Origin of the sequence: Bradyrhizobium denitrificans (genome assembly GCF_013179005.1) — a bacterium.
GTDB classification, from domain to species: domain Bacteria; phylum Pseudomonadota; class Alphaproteobacteria; order Rhizobiales; family Xanthobacteraceae; genus Bradyrhizobium; species Bradyrhizobium denitrificans.
On record NZ_JABFDP010000025.1, the window covers coordinates 44333 to 60898 of the forward strand.

The window sequence follows — 16566 nt, forward strand, 5'->3', positions numbered from 1 at the left end:
GTGACGTGTCGCTGTGGCCATCCTTGATAATCGGGACCTGACGATTGTTGGAGCGCTAGCCATGAACGACACGAGTAAAACGCCTTCGCTTGAGGGTGGCGCTCGGGTGACAACAAAGCCTGTCCAGACCGATGTGCAAACACGGCCTGCGGATGCAAGCCAAGACATGGATCGAACATTCGACGTCGCTTGGCGCAGTATCGACCGTGTCTTTAGATCTCGTATTGGGCGGCTTACCGCCGGCATAAGTCCGGTTGGGTTATCGGAAGCCTACTTTGATTGGTTCGGGCATCTTTGGATGTCGCCGGGGAAACAGGCACAGCTTGTCGAGAAGGCATGGCGGAAGGCGGGCCGAATCGGGATGTATTGGATGCAATGTGTCAGTGCATCCAACCCTTCGCCCTGTATCGATCCCCTTCCGCAGGACGACCGCTTCGTTGCCGAGGAATGGCAACAGTGGCCGCACAAATTGATTTATCAGAACTTCTTGTTGCACCAGCAATGGTGGCACAATGCCACCACAGGTGTCGACGGAGTCGATAAACATCACGAGCGGGTTGTCGAATTCGTCACTCGCCAGCTCCTCGACGTTGTATCGCCTTCAAATATTCCATGGCTCAATCCGGAGGTCAGCACTGCTACAATTCAGCAGGGCGGATTGAATCTGTTCAGGGGGATCCAGCATTTCCATGAGGATTGGTTGCGTCTGGTCGACGGCAGGCCTCCAGTCGGAGCGGAGCAATTCAAAGTTGGCGTGAACGTCGCCGTTACGCCGGGCAAAGTAGTCTATCGCAATCGTCTGATTGAGCTCATTCAATATTCGCCGACTACAGATGATGTCTATGCCGAACCCGTACTCATCGTTCCGGCATGGATCATGAAATACTATATCCTCGATCTTTCCCCGCACAATTCCCTTGTTCGATATTTGGTCGAGCGCGGGCACACGGTTTTTATGATCTCATGGAAAAATCCGGCCGGATCGGATCGCGATCTTGGTATGGACGACTATCGCGAACTTGGCATAGTCGCCGCACTCAGGGCGATCGACGAAATCTGCGATCATCGCAAAACGCACGCGGTCGGCTATTGCCTTGGCGGAACATTATTGGCGATCGCTGCGGCCGCGATGACGCGAAGCGGGATCAATCAGCTCGCAAGCATCACATTGCTGGCAACGCTGGTCGATTTCACAGATCCTGGCGAGCTAGGATTGTTCATCAGCGAGAGCGAAGTTGCGTTTCTTGAGGGCATAACATGGGAGCAAGGCTATCTCGACACGCATCAGATGGCCGGTGCGTTCCATCTGCTCCGATCGAACGATTTGATCTGGTCGCGGGCGCTGCGGAGCTATCTATTGGGCGTAAGGCCGCCGATGAACGACCTAATGGCATGGAACGCCGACGCGACCCGACTGCCTTATCGCATGCATTCTGAGTATCTCCGCCATCTTTATCTGGATAATGATCTCGTCAGCGGCCGCTATAAAGTTGGCGGTCGGACGATCTTCCTGACGGACATTCTCGTTCCGATTTTCGCAGTCGGAACGGAAAAAGATCATGTCGCACCTTGGAGGTCTGTGTTTAAACTCCACCATTTGACCGATACGGATGTTACGTTTGTGCTTACGACAGGCGGACACAATGCCGGTATCGTCAGTGAACCTGGCCATAAGAATCGCAGTTTCCAGATGGCGACAAAGAATTCAGCCGACCGCGATACTGATCCTGAGACATGGCGGACTACCGCACCGCGCTTTGAAGGGAGCTGGTGGCCTGTGTGGCAGTCCTGGCTGGCTCGTCACTCGACCGGGCGGATCGCGCCGCCTCCACTCGGGAACCCGGCAACCGGCCTTGCGCCAATTGCCGATGCGCCCGGCACCTATGTACTTGAACGCTAGATCGACTGTTGCCACAACGCCACAACGTGAGTGTGGAACATTTGATCGTCTCTTGCGTCCTGAATTTGTATTCGTTTAATTAGTGCGCCATGAGAAGCGGCACCGGCGAATTGTGCATCAAATGATAGGTTACACCGCCGAGAAGCATCTCGCGAAGGCGAGTATGGCCGTATCCACCTAGAACGATCAGGTCACTTCTCGCTTTCTTGGCTTCCGCAAGCAATGTTTCGCCTACATTACCGTTCCGGCATTTGACCCGATGGAGTTCCGCCGCAACGCCGTGATGCTTCAAATGCTTTTTGATCGCGTCACCCACGGATCCTTCCATCTGTTTGCGAGGCTCTTCGGTAACCATCACGACCGAGACGTCCTTCGCTATCCGCAAATAGGGCATTGCTTCGGCCACAGCCCGCGTCGATTCGCGGCTCGCGTTCCACGCGACCAAAATCCGGTTGAAAACAATGGATTTCGGGCGCTCGACTTCGGGGACCAACAAAATATGCCGGCCTGATCCAAACAGAATGCCCTCGACGAGGCGATCGGGATCTTGCGAGCCGTTTGGTCTGATCAAGACGAAGGCGTCGGCGCACCTCGCTTCGCGAGCGGCAACATCTGCAATGTCTGATCTTAGAACGTCGAACCTGCGAAGCTCGATGGCCACGCCGTACCGCTTTAACCGGTCGACAATGGTCTTTTCCATTTTATCGCCTGAGGCACGCGCCTGATCCATCAGGGCCGCGATGCCAAGTGCGCCTGTGAGGTCGCCTTCAATGGGTGCTGGAGGTGGAGGTAATACGCTAAAAAACAAGCCTGTCGCATGACCTTCGAATTGCCGGACGATATCGAGAGCGGCGCTCATACGAATTTCGTCCGAGACGCTTCCGTCGAGCCAAGTGAATACATCTTTGATCATCAGGGTTCTCGTGAATCGATGCGTTAACACACCCCACTGAGGACAACAACATGATGGCATGAGAGCCGAGCGCGAGTCCTTGATGACTGTCAAGACGGGGGTCCGCCGGTTCCGCTCGTCTTGGGGGCTAGCCAACCCCCACTGCAACCTACATATTTGGCAGGTCAAAGTCCCCGCTGTCGGCGCGAACGACCCTCCGCAATTTCCTCAAGAGTGCGTCCGGTCATCACTGAGCGATCAGGAGCCGCCTGTTCGATATTCCACGAAGTGGCGGCGAATTCGTCCTTTTGCTTAATCAGCAGCCAAGCATCTCCTTGATTAGGTCTGCCGGACCGGACGGCAATCTGTATCAATGTAAATCCGCCCCGGAGCTTGACGCCGCTAAGCACAAGATCAATTTTGCCGCGAGCCAACTGAACCTCAATCGACTTGTCGTGTTGCGGGCGATAGTCGCCTTTATCCCATACCATCACTACGCCGGCACCATATTCACCCTCCGGGATTACGCCTTCAAATGTCGCATATTCCAGAGGATGATCTTCAGTTCTGAGGGCAAGACGTTTCTGTCTGGGGTTCATCGAGGGGCCCTTGGGGATCGCCCATGATGCCAACACACCGCCGACCTCAAGCCTGAAATCGTAATGCAGACGGCTTGCACAATGCTTCTGTACAACAAATAGGCGCCCGCGGCGCCGGGCGCGCAAACGCCCCGCCGGTTCTGGCGTTTTAGCGAAATTTCGCCTTTTGCGGTACTCTGACAGAGACACCGAGCAACTCCAATTTACGCCGTGCACTCCCGAGTGCGCTTGCGCGGCGCCAAAAGTCAGCCCATGGATCAATCATTCCATCGAGCCTTTTGCGTATGTCTCGAAGAGTTACGCCATCCGGCCGCAATGTTTTGGAGCGCACCTCTTCCCAGAAGAGCGGAATCGACAACGAAGCGTTGGGCCGCGCTCTCACCGCATACGGCGGCGCAACGGTCTGTGCGTAAGCATTGCGGTTGATGTCGAAGAACACGCGTCCATGCCGCGAGCCAGTGCGCTGCTGCAGAGTTCGCTGACTTGGTTCCTCCATGACAACACGCATCGCGACCGCGCGAGCGAAGGCGCGCACTGACTCGAATGACTCAGTCCGCTTAAGAGGCACGATGACATGCAATCCTCGCGAACCGGTCGATTTGACATAGGCCGACAGCGTCAATTCTTGAAGGAGTTCATTGAGAGCTAATGCCGCTGCCCTAACCCAGTCGAACGCATCGGCTGAAGGGTCGAGGTCAAACACCATTTGATCTGGGCATTCGAGCTTGTCGACCCGGCTGATCCATATATGTGGCGTGATGCATGCCTGATTTGCCAAATACACCAGCACGGCCCCGTTATTGCAGATCACATGACGGGTTACGCCTCCTTGTTTCTTTTCAACTTCAATCGTTTTGACCCAGTCAGGAAAATAGGAGGGCACAGACTTCTGAAAAAACCCAACTTGTCCGATGCTATTCGGATATCGCTCCAAGGCAATTGGCCGATCACGCAGAAACGGAAGCATCCGCGGTGCCACCCACCGGTAATAGTCAATGAGCTCGTACTTGCTGATATGATCGTCCGAAAACAGCAACTTGGCCGGGTTTGTAACCGCTATTTCGTGTACTTCAACACGCAATCGCAATTCGCTCGCGCCCACTCAACCCTCCCGTATCACTTCTGACGGCAGCTTGTCGTCACGCAAACCGCGAAACCGTGGATGGCGGAGCCGGCCATCCTTGGTCCATTCCGTGAAGGCAATCTGTGCGACGAGCTCCGGTTTGACCCAGTAGACGCCTCGTTGCGGGATATCGTAGTCGGCAAATGGCGAGACATTCGTTTCGATACTTCGAAGTCGCTGCGCAAGAACTTTCAACATCGCGCTATCGAATCCGGTTCCAACCTTTCCCGCATAATGAAGTCGCTCGTCTCGGTACACTCCTAGCAGCAAAGCCCCGAAGCCAATCCGATGTCCCTGGGGCTCTGTGTATCCGCCGACAACAAACTCCTGACCTTGCTCACACTTGAACTTCAGCCAGTCTCGCGTTCGTTTTGAGACATATTGGCTGTTGCCATTCTTAGCGATAATCCCTTCCCAGCCCTTGCGGCACGCTTCGCGGTAATAGGCTTCGCCATCCTTCTCACGATGCGCGGTGAATCTCAATCGGCGCCCGAATGGGAATGCGTCGTGAAGCAGTGCTTTACGATGCCGAAGGGGTACGCGCCGCAAATCGTAACCGTTCCAGTACAGAAGGTCGAACAGGTACATATAGACCGGCAGTCGCAACAAGGAGCGAGATGGATTCTCGACCTGCATGCGCTTTTGGAGCTGCATGAAGCTCGTTATGCCGCCCGTGAATGCAACGATTTCACCATCAGCAATGAAAGAGTTCATCGCACACTGATTGAATGCCGGTGCAAGCTCGGGATATCTTTCATTCAGACGTGTCCTGTTACGTGACAACAATTCCAATTCGGTGCCGTGACTGAACACCAGGCAGCGCTCGCCGTCCCATTTCGGTTCGAAGAGCCAGTCCTCCCTGGAAAATCGCTCTTGCGTCAAGCTCGCCAGCATCGGCGCTATCCAACTTGGTTGCCGCCTCTTGCGTGCCCCGGTCCTTACCTCTTCAGGTAGCGCGGCCGAAAGCATGCCTGCCATGACATCTAATCCTATGCAGCGGCAGCGCCCGTGCTCACCAGGAATGAGTTGCATGATCGCCGCGATCCGGCCGCGGTGTCACGACATGTGGCAAATCATCCACCTATTCGAGCGCATAATATTGACCAGGAGAGCCGGTTGGCTGCGAAGCTGTGTGAAAAAACGTATGGGACAATCCTGTCCGGTTCAACGTGGAGACGCCACCATGGTTTCCATTTTTCACACGGATTCAACAATCAAGCGTGATGTCGAAGATGAGATCAAGTACGATCCTTCAATCGACGACAGCAGCCATATTGCCGTTACTGTCAAGGATGGCGTGGTAACCCTTACGGGGTTCACGAAGAGCTACATGGACTCCTACTACGCCGAGAAAGCGGCAAAGCGGGTGTCCGGCGTCAAAGGAGTGGCTAACGACATTCAGGTGCGGCTAGCCAGCGAACGGACCGACCCAGAAATTGCCGAAGAGGCTGTGAAGGCGATCAAGCGGGATTTGCCGGCCACCGGCGACGATATCAAGGTCGTCGTAAAGAACGGTTACCTGACACTCGAAGGTGACGTGGAATGGTTCTATCAAAAGGAATGGGCTGAGCGTGCGGTTCGCTCGATCAAGGGCATCAAGTCAATTTCGAATCTCATTCACGTCAAGCCGCGCGTAAGTCCAAGCGACGTCAAACGCAAGATCGAGGATGCGTTGGTCCGCAGCGCCAAAGTCGACGCTGACAAGATTGTCGTTGACGTCGACGGCAGCAAGGTCACCTTGAGAGGAACGGTGCGATCCTGGGCGGAACGGCAGGAAGCGGAGCGCTCCGCGTGGGCCGCTCCTGGGGTCAGCAGCGTCACCAACAACATCGTGATCTCACCGTAGTGTGCGCTTCTTTGTCGCTCCCGTCCCGAGACAACGGGGCGGGAGCGATTTTGATCAAACTGCGCGCGTCAGGTGGGGCGATTGGGAGCGACGTCTCGCCGAATCGTGAATGGTTGCCGGTCAAATCGTGTGTTCGACCATGCGGGGCAAATGCCGATCACTGACCTGTCAAAACGGTGCCCACATGAAATTGATTAGCGTCAATGTCTGACAAGAAACAGTTGGGGTATGAGTTTCAGTGAACCTGTGTTCGGAGGGGCTGTCCATGCGCGATGATCACGAGATCAAACGGGACGTCGAGGAAGAACTTCAGTGGGACCCCGCCATCGAAGCAACAGACGTCGCCGTTGCGGTCAAAGATGGTGTTGTGACGCTCACGGGCTTTGTGCGAAGCTACAACGAAAAGCTGGAAGCGGAGGTGGCAGCGAAGCGCGTAACAGGCGTCCATGCAGTCGCCAATGATATCGAGGTGCGATTGCCGAGTATCACGGAGAGACCTGACCCGGAAATCGCCCGGGATGCCGTCGCGGCAATCAAGGCTCAACTACCGGGTTCCTGGGAGAACATCAAAGTTGTGGTAAAGGCGGGCTGGGTCACACTCGAAGGTGAAGTCAAGTGGGATTATCAACGAAATATTGCGGCGAACTCAATCCGCCGGCTGCGCGGCGTCAAGGGCATAAGCAACCTGATCACGCTGAAGGGCAACATCGCTCCCAAAGAGGTGAAAAGACGCATTGTTTCCGCGCTACACAGGAGTGCCCAGGTCGATGCTGAGCGCATTACGGTCGATACAAGCGGAAGCAAGGTCGTTCTCAGAGGTACTGTTCGTTCCTGGGCGGAGCGAGAGGAAGCAGAACGAGCCGCGTGGGCCGCTCCGGCAGTTACCGACGTCGAAAACCACATCACGGTTAGCAATTAAGTATGGCGGCCGGCACGCTGAGTTGTGGCGACGCGGACGTGGGCCGAGGGTCTATTTTGCAATGACACACCAAGATACTCAACCATCGTAGGAGGGCTCAGTCATGGCTGAAGCGGAAAAAAATCTGCCGGTTCAAAGCGAAACGAAAACGAGCGAAAAGGGCGCGTTGGCTCAAACGTGGCGACCGTTTGAGAGCCTGCGCCGCGAGGTTGACCGCCTTTTCGACGAGTTTGATCGAGGTTCCTGGCGCCTTCCCTTCCGTCGTTCGCTTTTCGATGCCGACCCTTTTTGGCGGCGGGAGCTGACTCTGGCCGCAACTCCGGCCGTTGATGTTGTCGAAAAAGACAATGCCTACGAAATCAGCGCGGAGCTTCCAGGACTCGATGAGAACAATATCGAGGTCAAAGTGTCCAACAATACCTTGACCATCCGCGGCGAAAAACAAGAGGACAAGGAAGAAAAGAAGAAGGGATATCATCTACGCGAGCGGCATTTCGGCTCGTTTGAGCGTCACTTCCGAATACCCGAGGGCATTGACGCCGACAAAATCGATGCCAGCTTCAAAAAGGGCGTGCTCACCGTAACGCTTCCGAAGGCACCCGGGGCGCAGAAGCCGGAAAAGAAGATCGAAGTGAAGGCCGTTTAGTGGCGATCCCTGCAAATTGTCCGTGTTTTCTGGGCAGATCGGAGTAAGCTCGGCGGCTCATTGGCGACCCTTGCCAATGACGGATGAGGTGCACGCCGCCTTCGCGGATCGACGGACCTCCGTTGATGGTCCATGAACATCGTGGCTCCGGTACAAGCGGGGGCTCGTGAACCGGCGGAACAGCCGCAAGCGCTCTCACGCGCCTTGCGCCAATCATCAGGGCTGCACCGATAAACCATCGGTGTGGCCTGTTCCTGCTCCGTGAAAGTGGCGCAATGACGGGCTGATTACGCGATTACTTCCGGTTGGGCCGGCCGCTCGGAGATCCCGTTCCGGTCGTGCTCGGTTGTTCCAAGCATTTTGATCCACCGTCACCGGCGCGAGCAATCGCATCGGCAAGCTCATATTTGAACCGATCCGCGTAACCTTTGACCAGCGGCTTTCGAGTTTGAGGATCGATCACCCGATAGTCCCACCCATTCTTTTCCGCAAAACCGACGGCACGTTCGCAATCCGGGAACTCGAGCCGAATCGATGCAAAGGGATCACTGCTTCCAGTCCATCCCATCAACGGCTCGATGAACGGCGCGGCGCTTCGCTCAAATTCCAGTATCCAACGGCGCCGACCCGGAGCAGACTGGGTCACCGAGCGTTCGGTTCTATATATCAGCACCGGCGGAACGCCTCCCGGCACGGCCATGTCGGTGCCAGGCAGCTTCGGCCATCCCTTGGAGCGATTGTGATCTCGATCCGCCGACATGAGGTATCAATCCTGCAATATGGACCCGTGGTCGGTGGATGGGTGCCTTTTTGACACGACCACTCGTGCTGGCCTCAACAACCGATCATGGATCATATAACCATCTTCCAGCACCCGCGTTACCATTCCCGGTGGATGCGATGCATCCTCTGCTTCCATCAGCGCGTCATGCAGGGATGGGTCGAATCGTTGCCCGGACGCAGCGATCTTCTTGACGCCAAATCGCTCCAGCGTCTGAAGAAATAGTCGCAAGGTCGTCTCGACGCCTTCCAATAGCGCATCATGCTGTGTAGATGGCACCGTCCTGCGTGCTTCGATCACACGCTGAAGGTTATCGATAACTGGCAATAGCTCGCGTGCGAATTCAGCGACGGAAAATTTGCGCGTATCCTCGGCCTTTCGATCAGCTTGTCGCCTCGCATTTTCGGCGTCGGCGAGCGCTCGCAGAAGACGATCCTTCAACGACGCATTTTCGGACAAAAGCGTCGCGACATCGGTGGCTTCGGTGGCAACCGCCTCGTCCTCTATGCTATGCGGTGATGACATCGTCACACACCCTATGCTGCCTGCGCCAATTTGGCGCCGTTCACTGCAATCTGGCCATCAAGCACGGTTACCTTGACCGTATCGCCATCTTTGATTTTTCCTGACAGCAGCATGCTGGCGAGCGGATTCTGGAGCTGGCGCTGAATGACGCGTTTGAGTGGTCGCGCGCCGTAGACTGGATCGTAACCGGTATTGCCGAGCCACGTCTTCGCCATGTCGTCGACTTCGAGCGTGATCTTACGATCCGCCAGCAGCGATTGCAGATGACGAAGCTGGATGTCGACAATCCGCTTCATTTCGCTGCGACCGAGCCGGTTGAACAAGATGATCTCATCGAGACGGTTGAGAAATTCCGGCCGGAAGGAATGCCGCACCACCTCCATCACCTGCTCGCGCGCCGCCTCGGCCGGTTTTCCTTCGGGGAGCGCGGCCAGATATTCGGCCCCCAGGTTTGAGGTGAGTACGATGATCGTGTTGCGGAAATCGACTGTGCGGCCTTGTCCGTCGGTGAGCCGCCCGTCGTCGAGCACCTGCAGCAGGATGTTGAAAACATCGCTATGTGCCTTCTCGACCTCATCGAACAGGATCACCTGATACGGGCGCCTGCGGACGGCTTCCGTCAAGGAACCTCCTTCCTCATAGCCGACATAGCCGGGAGGCGCGCCGATAAGTCGGGCTACCGAATGCTTTTCCATGTATTCGGACATGTCGATGCGAACCATTGCCTGTTCGTCATCGAACAGGAATTCCGCAAGCGCCTTGCAAAGCTCCGTCTTGCCGACGCCGGTGGGGCCCAAGAACAGGAATGAGCCGATCGGCCGATGGGGATCCTGAAGACCGGCCCGTGCTCGCCGCACGGCATCCGCGACGACGACAATGGCCTGGTCCTGCCCCACCACGCGTTCACGCAGCTTATCTTCCATGTGAAGCAGTTTTTCGCGCTCGCCCTCCATCATCTTGTCAACCGGAATTCCAGTCCACCGCGACACGACTTCTGCGATCTCCTCGGCGGTTACCTCCTGCTTGAACATCCGTCCTTGCGCGGGGGTCTCGGCGAGCTTCTTCTCCAGTTGCGGGATAATGGAATACATAAGCTCGCCAGCACGCGTGAGATCGCCGCGCCGCTGCACGCTCTCCAGTTCGCTGCGTGCCTGATCGAGTTGCTCTTTGATTTTCTGCACGGAGGCGAGCTTTTCCTTCTCCGCCTTCCAAATCGAGGTGAGATCGGCCGATTTCTTTTCCAACTCGGCGATTTCTTGGTCGACTTTCTTGAGGCGCTCCTTCGACGCTTCATCTGTCTCTTTCTTCAGGGCCTCACGCTCGATCTTAAGCTGAATGATGCGGCGGTCGATTTCGTCGACCTCCTCCGGCTTGGAATCGGCTTCCATGCGGACGCGGCTAGCCGCCTCGTCCACAAGGTCAATGGCTTTGTCCGGCAAAAATCTATCGGTGATGTAGCGATTGGACAGGGTCGCGGCGGCGACAATCGCACCATCGGTAATGCGAACGCCGTGATGGACCTCGTATTTTTCTTTGAGACCGCGCAAGATCGAAATCGTCTCCTCGACCGACGGCTCGCCAACAAACACCGGCTGGAAGCGTCGAGCGAGCGCCGCGTCCTTCTCGATATGCTTTCGGTACTCGTCCAGCGTCGTTGCGCCGATGCAGTGCAGTTCGCCACGCGCAAGCGCAGGCTTGAGCATATTGGAAGCATCCATCGCCCCTTCCGCCTTGCCGGCGCCAACCAGGGTGTGGAGTTCGTCAATGAACAGAATGACGTCGCCCGCGCTGCTAAGCTCCTGCAGCACGGCCTTGAGGCGCTCTTCAAATTCGCCTCGATATTTGGCCCCAGCCAGCAGCGCTCCAAGATCGAGCGCCAGCAGCCGACGGCTTTTCAAGGCTTCCGGCACATCACCCTTGACGATGCGTTGCGCCAGGCCTTCCACGATCGCCGTCTTTCCGACTCCTGGCTCGCCGATCAGAACAGGGTTGTTCTTGGTCCGTCGCGAAAGCACCTGAATGGTGCGCCGGACCTCTTCGTCACGACCAATAACCGGATCGAGCTTGTTCTGACGCGCCTCCTCGGTGAAATCACGCGTATATTTCTTGAGCGCGTCATAGCCCTGTTCGGCCGATGCCGTGTCCGCGGTTCGCCCTTTCCGGATGTCACCGATCGCCTTGTTGAGCGCCTGAGGCGTGACACCTGCGCGCTTGAGGAGGTCGCCAACGGCGCCGCTCGCCATCGCCAGAGCCATCAACATATATTCGACGGTGACGTAGGCATCGCCGGCTTTCTGCGATAGCTGTTCGGCTTGATCGAACAACCGCGCCGCCTCCGGAGCGAGATAAATCTGGCCTGCGCCGCTGCCTTCGACTTTGGGCAGCCTTTGCAGCTCCTGTTCGGCCGCTTGTTTAACCTGGGCACTCGCCCCAGCGCCCGCAGCGGCATCGATCAGATTGAGGGCTAGCCGGTCTTCATCGTCCAGCAACGCTTTCAGCACATGAACCGGCGTGAGTTGCTGGTGCCCGCTTCGTAGCGCGAGCGATTGTGCGGATTGCACCAGCGCTTTAAGCCGGTCGGTATATTTCTCGATCTGCATGGCGGTACTCTTGTTCCTGTCGACACGTTTCGTGAGAGACAAACCTCTCGGCTAACCGGATTTTCGCTTGTCCACTTCCTCGAATTCGGCATCGACAACATCTGACTCCGGGGCACTAGAAGCACCAGAGGAGGTACTGGTTCCACCGCCTGTCGGCTGCAGGCGCATGGCTTCTTGCGCAAGCTTTTCGGTCGCCTGCCGGATGCCGCCGACATCCTCGCCAGCCATGGCGTCCTTGGCAGCCGAAATTGCTTGTTCGACTGCGGTCTTTGCATCCGGGGCAACTTGATTGCCGACCTCTTGGAGACGCTTTTCCGCACCGTAGATAGTGGCATCCGCCTGGTTGCGTGCCTCCACCAGCTCCTTGCGGCGCTTGTCTTCCTCGGCGTGCGCTTCGGCTTCCTTGACCATACGCTGGATGTCGGCTTCGGTCAGTCCGCCGGAAGCCTGGATGCGAATTGTCTGCTCCTTGCCGCTTGCCTTGTCCTTAGCGGACACGTTGACGATTCCATTGGCATCAATATCGAAAGTAACCTCGATCTGAGGTAATCCTCGTGGGGCAGGCGGAATCCCGACCAGGTCGAATTGTCCAAGCAGCTTGTTGTCAGCCGCCATCTCACGCTCGCCCTGAAAAACGCGAATCGTCACCGCGGTCTGGTTGTCCTCGGCGGTCGAGAATACCTGGCTGCGCTTGGTCGGAATGGTCGTGTTGCGCTCGATTAGCTTAGTCATCACACCGCCAAGCGTCTCAATGCCAAGCGAAAGCGGCGTCACGTCAAGCAGAAGGACATCCTTAACATCGCCTTGAAGAACGCCCGCCTGAATCGCCGCACCGACCGCCACGACCTCATCCGGATTGACGCCCTTGTGCGGTTCGCGCCCGAACAGCTTCTGCACCGTCTCCTGAACCTTAGGCATGCGTGTTTGGCCGCCAACCAAAACGACCTCGTCGATTTGAGAGGCTGCGATCCCGGCGTCCTTCAGTGCCGCTTGACATGGTGGCACCGTCTTCTGAATGAGATCGTCAACCAACGCTTCCAGTTTGGCGCGCGACAGCTTGATCGTGAGATGCTTCGGACCGTGCTGGTCGGCGGTGATGAACGGCAGATTGACCTCGGTCTGCGTCGCGCTTGATAGCTCGATTTTGGCTTTCTCGGCGGCATCCTTTAGGCGCTGGAGGGCGAGCCGGTCGCCGCGAAGATCGATCCCGTTCTCCTTTTTGAACTCATCCGCCAAGTAATCGATGATCCGCTTGTCGAAGTCTTCGCCTCCCAGAAACGTGTCACCGTTCGTCGATTTGACCTCGAATACTCCGTCGCCAACCTCGAGAACTGAAATATCAAAGGTTCCGCCACCGAGATCGTACACAGCGATCTTGCCGGTTCCCTTCTTTTCAAGACCATAGGCCAATGCTGCCGCGGTCGGCTCGTTGATAATGCGCAGCACGTCGAGTCCGGCGATACGCCCCGCGTCCTTGGTGGCTTGGCGCTGAGCATCGTTGAAATAGGCAGGAACCGTAATGACCGCCTCGGTTACTTTGGTGCCAAGGTAGGCCTCCGCGGTTTCCTTCATCTTCGTAAGAATGAATGCGCTGATCTGACTCGGGCTATATTTCTTGCCGCGGACCTCCACCCAGGCATCGCCATTGGGGCCTGGCACAATATTATAGGGCACCATGCCCTTGTCCTTCTGCGTCATCGGATCGTCGTACCGGCGACCGATCAGGCGCTTGATGGCGAAGATCGTATTTTCGGGATTCGTGATGCTTTGGCGCTTGGCGGGTTGCCCGACGAGAACCTCCCCCGTATCGGTGAAGGCCACCATGGAGGGAGTGGTGCGGGCGCCTTCTGCGTTCTCGATCACTTTCGCCTGGTTGCCTTCCATCACGGCAACGCAGGAATTGGTCGTTCCCAGATCGATCCCGATCGCCTTTGCCATCACGTTCTCCTCTCGTTCCGGGGACGAGTTAAATCAGCCCGACGCCTAGCCGGATCTCGGCGTTACTTGTATTTCAACCGACATGCTGCCCGATCACGTTGACGGATATCAACATTCCGATCTTTCGATCAGCATCCTGCGTCGGATTTCCCGAGACGGCAACCGGATTTCCGGACCGGGGCTCGGCAAAAACGCGAATTTCATCGTGCCACTAAGAAGGACTACCGGATGACAGCGCAAACGACCCCTATCGACAATAGAAAACAGCTTCAGTCTCGGACCTATCAGCTCGCCGCGCTCGACCAGGACTTCATTCTTGGAGAGTCGACACGCGGTATCCGGCTTCAACTTGAGTACGCCAAAGCGGAAGAGGCTCTGCGCGCGTGGGGCGTGCGCTCGACGGTCGTCGTGTTCGGCAGTGCACGCGTGCGTGAAAATGGGCCTCCCCGGCATGCGACCTGGTATCGGCAAGCTCGCGAATTCGCCCGCATCGTTTCGGAACGTGGCGGCGCAAAGAGATCAAATGGCCCGGTCCGCGATAACGTAATTGCGACCGGTGGAGGACCGGGCTTGATGGAGGCCGCCAACCGAGGCGCATGTGATGCCGATGCCCCTTCCATCGGCTACAACATCACGCTCGTTCACGAACAACAGCCCAATGCCTATTCGACACCCGAGCTGACATTTCGATTCCAGTATTTTGCTATACGCAAAATGCATCTCGCGATGCGAGCGAATGCGCTCGTAATCTTTCCCGGAGGATTTGGCACTCTGGATGAGATGTTTGAAATATTGACGTTGAAGCAAACCGCCAAAATTTCACAAATTCCAATTCTTCTTTTCGATCACTCTTACTGGCGCTCGCTTCTAAATCTTGATGTCTTGGTGTCGGAAGGCATGATCGCGCCTCAGGACACGAGCCTGTTTATGTTCGCCGACGATGCGGAAGAAGCGTGGGCCTTGCTCAAGGAGCATCTGTTATGCGCCTTTTCGCCACGTCAGGACTCTCCATGACAATTTCTTTGCGGCCTCTACACCCGGTCGCGAGGCACCCATTGGGATGAGCAACAAGTCCTATTCAGTTGCGCGATAACCCCGACTGATATTCATTCGGTGTGGAGCTCCCGGCGCATTTGCGAGAATAATACCTCAAGACGATCGCGGGGCAATCCTACTTCCTGCAAACATTGCCTCGCAAGCGCCAGCCCAGCGGCAATATGTTCATGAAACACGTTGACGTTCCCGATGAGCTGAAGCTCCTCCGCCGCTGCTTCGGTTCTCGCGCTGGCAATCAAAGCCAGGTTTGGAAAGCGATGCCGCAACGCACGAAGTATCCTGAATGCCGGTCGGTGCTGGTGGAAGGTGACGACAACCGCCCGGGCGCGCTCCACACCAGCCGCTTCCAGAGTCGCGAGCCGGCTCGCATCTCCGAGAATGACGGGCAATCCCAACTCTTTCGCTTGCACAAATGGCTCGTAGCGCGTTTCGAACAAAAGATGAGATATGCCGGCTTTCAAGAGCGCTCTCGATACGATCCGGCCAAGGGAGCCGGCACCGCAAACGAGCACGTGCTGTTGTAGGTCCTTCGACTGATCAAATCCTTCCAGCTCCTCGAGCTGAGGGTGGTGTGGTTGCCGGTGGGCGCGGAATATGTGTTGCACTAACCGATCATGTTCTCGAATCAAAAGCGGCGCCAGCGCCATGGATATTGCGATCGCGATCATCGCTGGCTGTCCGATGGTTGCGGGCAGAAAGTCTGCGCTGATTCCCAAGCTCACGAGCAGCAATCCGAATTCGCCCCCGTGGCCCAGGATGATTGCCCCTCGTCCGGCATCAAGCGAACCGAGCTTCGCGAGACGTAGTGCTATCGCGCTGATAACAATTTTGATTGGCACCAGCAGGAACAGCCAAAAAATCACGCTGAGCGGAGATTGCGTGACAAGAGCAAGATTGAGTTGCACTCCAGTCGTGATAAAAAACAATCCAACCATTAAATCCCGGAAGGGACGAATGTCGTCTTCGATGCGATGTCGGAAGTCGCTCTCCCCTAGAACAAGACCCGCAATGAATGCCCCCAGAGCAGGCTCAATTCCGAGATAATGGCTGATCCACGCTGTTATCAGAACGAGCAAGATTGAAGCGAGCAGAAAGGCTTCAGAATGACCGTGACGGGCAACCCATGCCAACGACCGATAAAGAATCGGTTTTCCCACCAGGACGATGATGCCGAGGATCGCCAGAATTCGAACCACTTCAATCGCAATTTGGGTGCCAGCCTCGGTCCTACTGGCTAGCAATGGAAGCGCCGCGAGAAGAGGAGCGGTTGCAATGTCCTGGAATAGCAGAACGGCCACGCTGGTTCGGCCATGGCGCGTGGTAAGCTCGCCCTGATCAGCCAATTGTTTGGCGCAGATCGCCGTCGATGACACCGCTGCGGCCGCCCCGACCATGACGGCCGCACTTGGAGAGGCGCCGAGCAAATACGCTACTCCTCCGAATGCGACGCTACCCAAAGCAAACTGTAGCCCGCCGGCCGAAAGAACACGCCAGCGTGTTGCCCATAGTTCGGCGACTGACAGTTCGAGACCGACCGTGAACATCAGCAAAATGACGCCGATTTCTGAGAGAAACGTCAATGCGTCGCCGGGCTGCACGAGCCTTCCGACCGATGGGCCAATTATGACCCCGGCTAGAATATAACCAAGGAGGGTTGGAATTCGCATTCGAGCGCATAGACCAGCCGCAATCGCAGCTGCGGCGATCAACACGACCGATATAGCGAGAAGGTCTTGCATAC

General features: G+C 56.5%; 14 protein-coding genes. 5 read left to right on the forward strand and 9 right to left on the reverse strand.

The window, feature by feature from the left end; genetic code table 11:
• The first annotated feature begins 61 nt into the window (after positions 1–61).
• Positions 62–1900: a PHA/PHB synthase family protein gene (locus tag HL671_RS26665; protein ID WP_246705964.1), complete on the forward strand. Its 1839-nt coding sequence runs from the start codon at positions 62–64 to the stop codon at positions 1898–1900.
• Between the two features lie 79 nt (positions 1901–1979).
• On the opposite strand, the gene HL671_RS26670 is transcribed toward HL671_RS26665, so the two are convergent.
• The 4 genes from HL671_RS26670 to ligD (HL671_RS26685) all read right to left on the reverse strand — a co-directional run bounded on the left by HL671_RS26670 (position 1980) and on the right by ligD (HL671_RS26685) (position 5492).
• Entirely contained in the window at positions 1980–2813 is an 834-nt protein-coding gene (locus tag HL671_RS26670) for a universal stress protein (RefSeq protein ID WP_041751148.1), read from the reverse strand.
• A 164-nt stretch (positions 2814–2977) separates the two neighbouring features.
• Positions 2978–3580: a DNA polymerase ligase N-terminal domain-containing protein gene (locus tag HL671_RS26675; RefSeq protein ID WP_083780747.1), complete on the reverse strand. Its 603-nt coding sequence runs from the start codon at positions 3578–3580 to the stop codon at positions 2978–2980.
• The gene (gene ligD / locus HL671_RS26680) at positions 3540–4493 is read right to left on the reverse strand and encodes a non-homologous end-joining DNA ligase (RefSeq protein ID WP_210264108.1); all 954 of its coding nucleotides are present in this window, start codon (positions 4491–4493) and stop codon (positions 3540–3542) included. The genes HL671_RS26675 and ligD (HL671_RS26680) overlap by 41 nt, the downstream gene beginning before the upstream one ends.
• Positions 4494–5492 (reverse strand): non-homologous end-joining DNA ligase, encoded by a 999-nt coding sequence (gene ligD, locus HL671_RS26685; RefSeq protein WP_172240271.1) that lies wholly within the window; start codon positions 5490–5492, stop codon positions 4494–4496.
• A 205-nt stretch (positions 5493–5697) separates the two neighbouring features.
• On the opposite strand from ligD (HL671_RS26685), the gene HL671_RS26690 reads away from it, so the two are divergent.
• The 3 genes from HL671_RS26690 to HL671_RS26700 all read left to right on the forward strand — a co-directional run bounded on the left by HL671_RS26690 (position 5698) and on the right by HL671_RS26700 (position 7925).
• Positions 5698–6360: a BON domain-containing protein gene (locus HL671_RS26690; protein ID WP_172240273.1), complete on the forward strand. Its 663-nt coding sequence runs from the start codon at positions 5698–5700 to the stop codon at positions 6358–6360.
• A gap of 265 nt (positions 6361–6625) precedes the next feature.
• A complete protein-coding gene (locus tag HL671_RS26695) occupies positions 6626–7279 on the forward strand; it encodes a BON domain-containing protein (RefSeq protein ID WP_172240276.1) in 654 nt (217 codons plus the stop codon).
• Positions 7280–7382: 103 nt separating this feature from the next.
• Positions 7383–7925, forward strand: coding sequence for an Hsp20/alpha crystallin family protein (locus HL671_RS26700; protein WP_172240279.1), 543 nt, complete (start codon positions 7383–7385; stop codon positions 7923–7925).
• Between the two features lie 295 nt (positions 7926–8220).
• On the opposite strand, the gene HL671_RS26705 is transcribed toward HL671_RS26700, so the two are convergent.
• From HL671_RS26705 to dnaK, 4 genes are read right to left on the reverse strand one after another with little or no spacing between them, the layout of a single operon-like run.
• Positions 8221–8685, reverse strand: coding sequence for an ETC complex I subunit (locus HL671_RS26705; protein WP_172240282.1), 465 nt, complete (start codon positions 8683–8685; stop codon positions 8221–8223).
• A gap of 6 nt (positions 8686–8691) precedes the next feature.
• The gene (locus HL671_RS26710) at positions 8692–9231 is read right to left on the reverse strand and encodes a nucleotide exchange factor GrpE (RefSeq protein ID WP_210264110.1); all 540 of its coding nucleotides are present in this window, start codon (positions 9229–9231) and stop codon (positions 8692–8694) included.
• Between the two features lie 11 nt (positions 9232–9242).
• Entirely contained in the window at positions 9243–11831 is a 2589-nt protein-coding gene (gene clpB / locus HL671_RS26715) for an ATP-dependent chaperone ClpB (RefSeq protein ID WP_172240288.1), read from the reverse strand.
• Positions 11832–11882: 51 nt separating this feature from the next.
• Positions 11883–13769 (reverse strand): molecular chaperone DnaK, encoded by a 1887-nt coding sequence (gene dnaK, locus HL671_RS26720; RefSeq protein ID WP_041751153.1) that lies wholly within the window; start codon positions 13767–13769, stop codon positions 11883–11885.
• 228 nt (positions 13770–13997) lie between these two features.
• Here dnaK and HL671_RS26725 point away from each other — a divergent pair, with 228 nt between their 5' ends.
• Positions 13998–14783: an LOG family protein gene (locus tag HL671_RS26725; protein ID WP_012047503.1), complete on the forward strand. Its 786-nt coding sequence runs from the start codon at positions 13998–14000 to the stop codon at positions 14781–14783.
• Between the two features lie 92 nt (positions 14784–14875).
• On the opposite strand, the gene HL671_RS26730 is transcribed toward HL671_RS26725, so the two are convergent.
• On the reverse strand, positions 14876–16564 hold the full coding sequence (locus tag HL671_RS26730; RefSeq protein ID WP_041751154.1) for a cation:proton antiporter domain-containing protein: 1689 nt from the start codon (positions 16562–16564) through the stop codon (positions 14876–14878).
• Between the last annotated feature and the right edge of the window lie 2 nt (positions 16565–16566).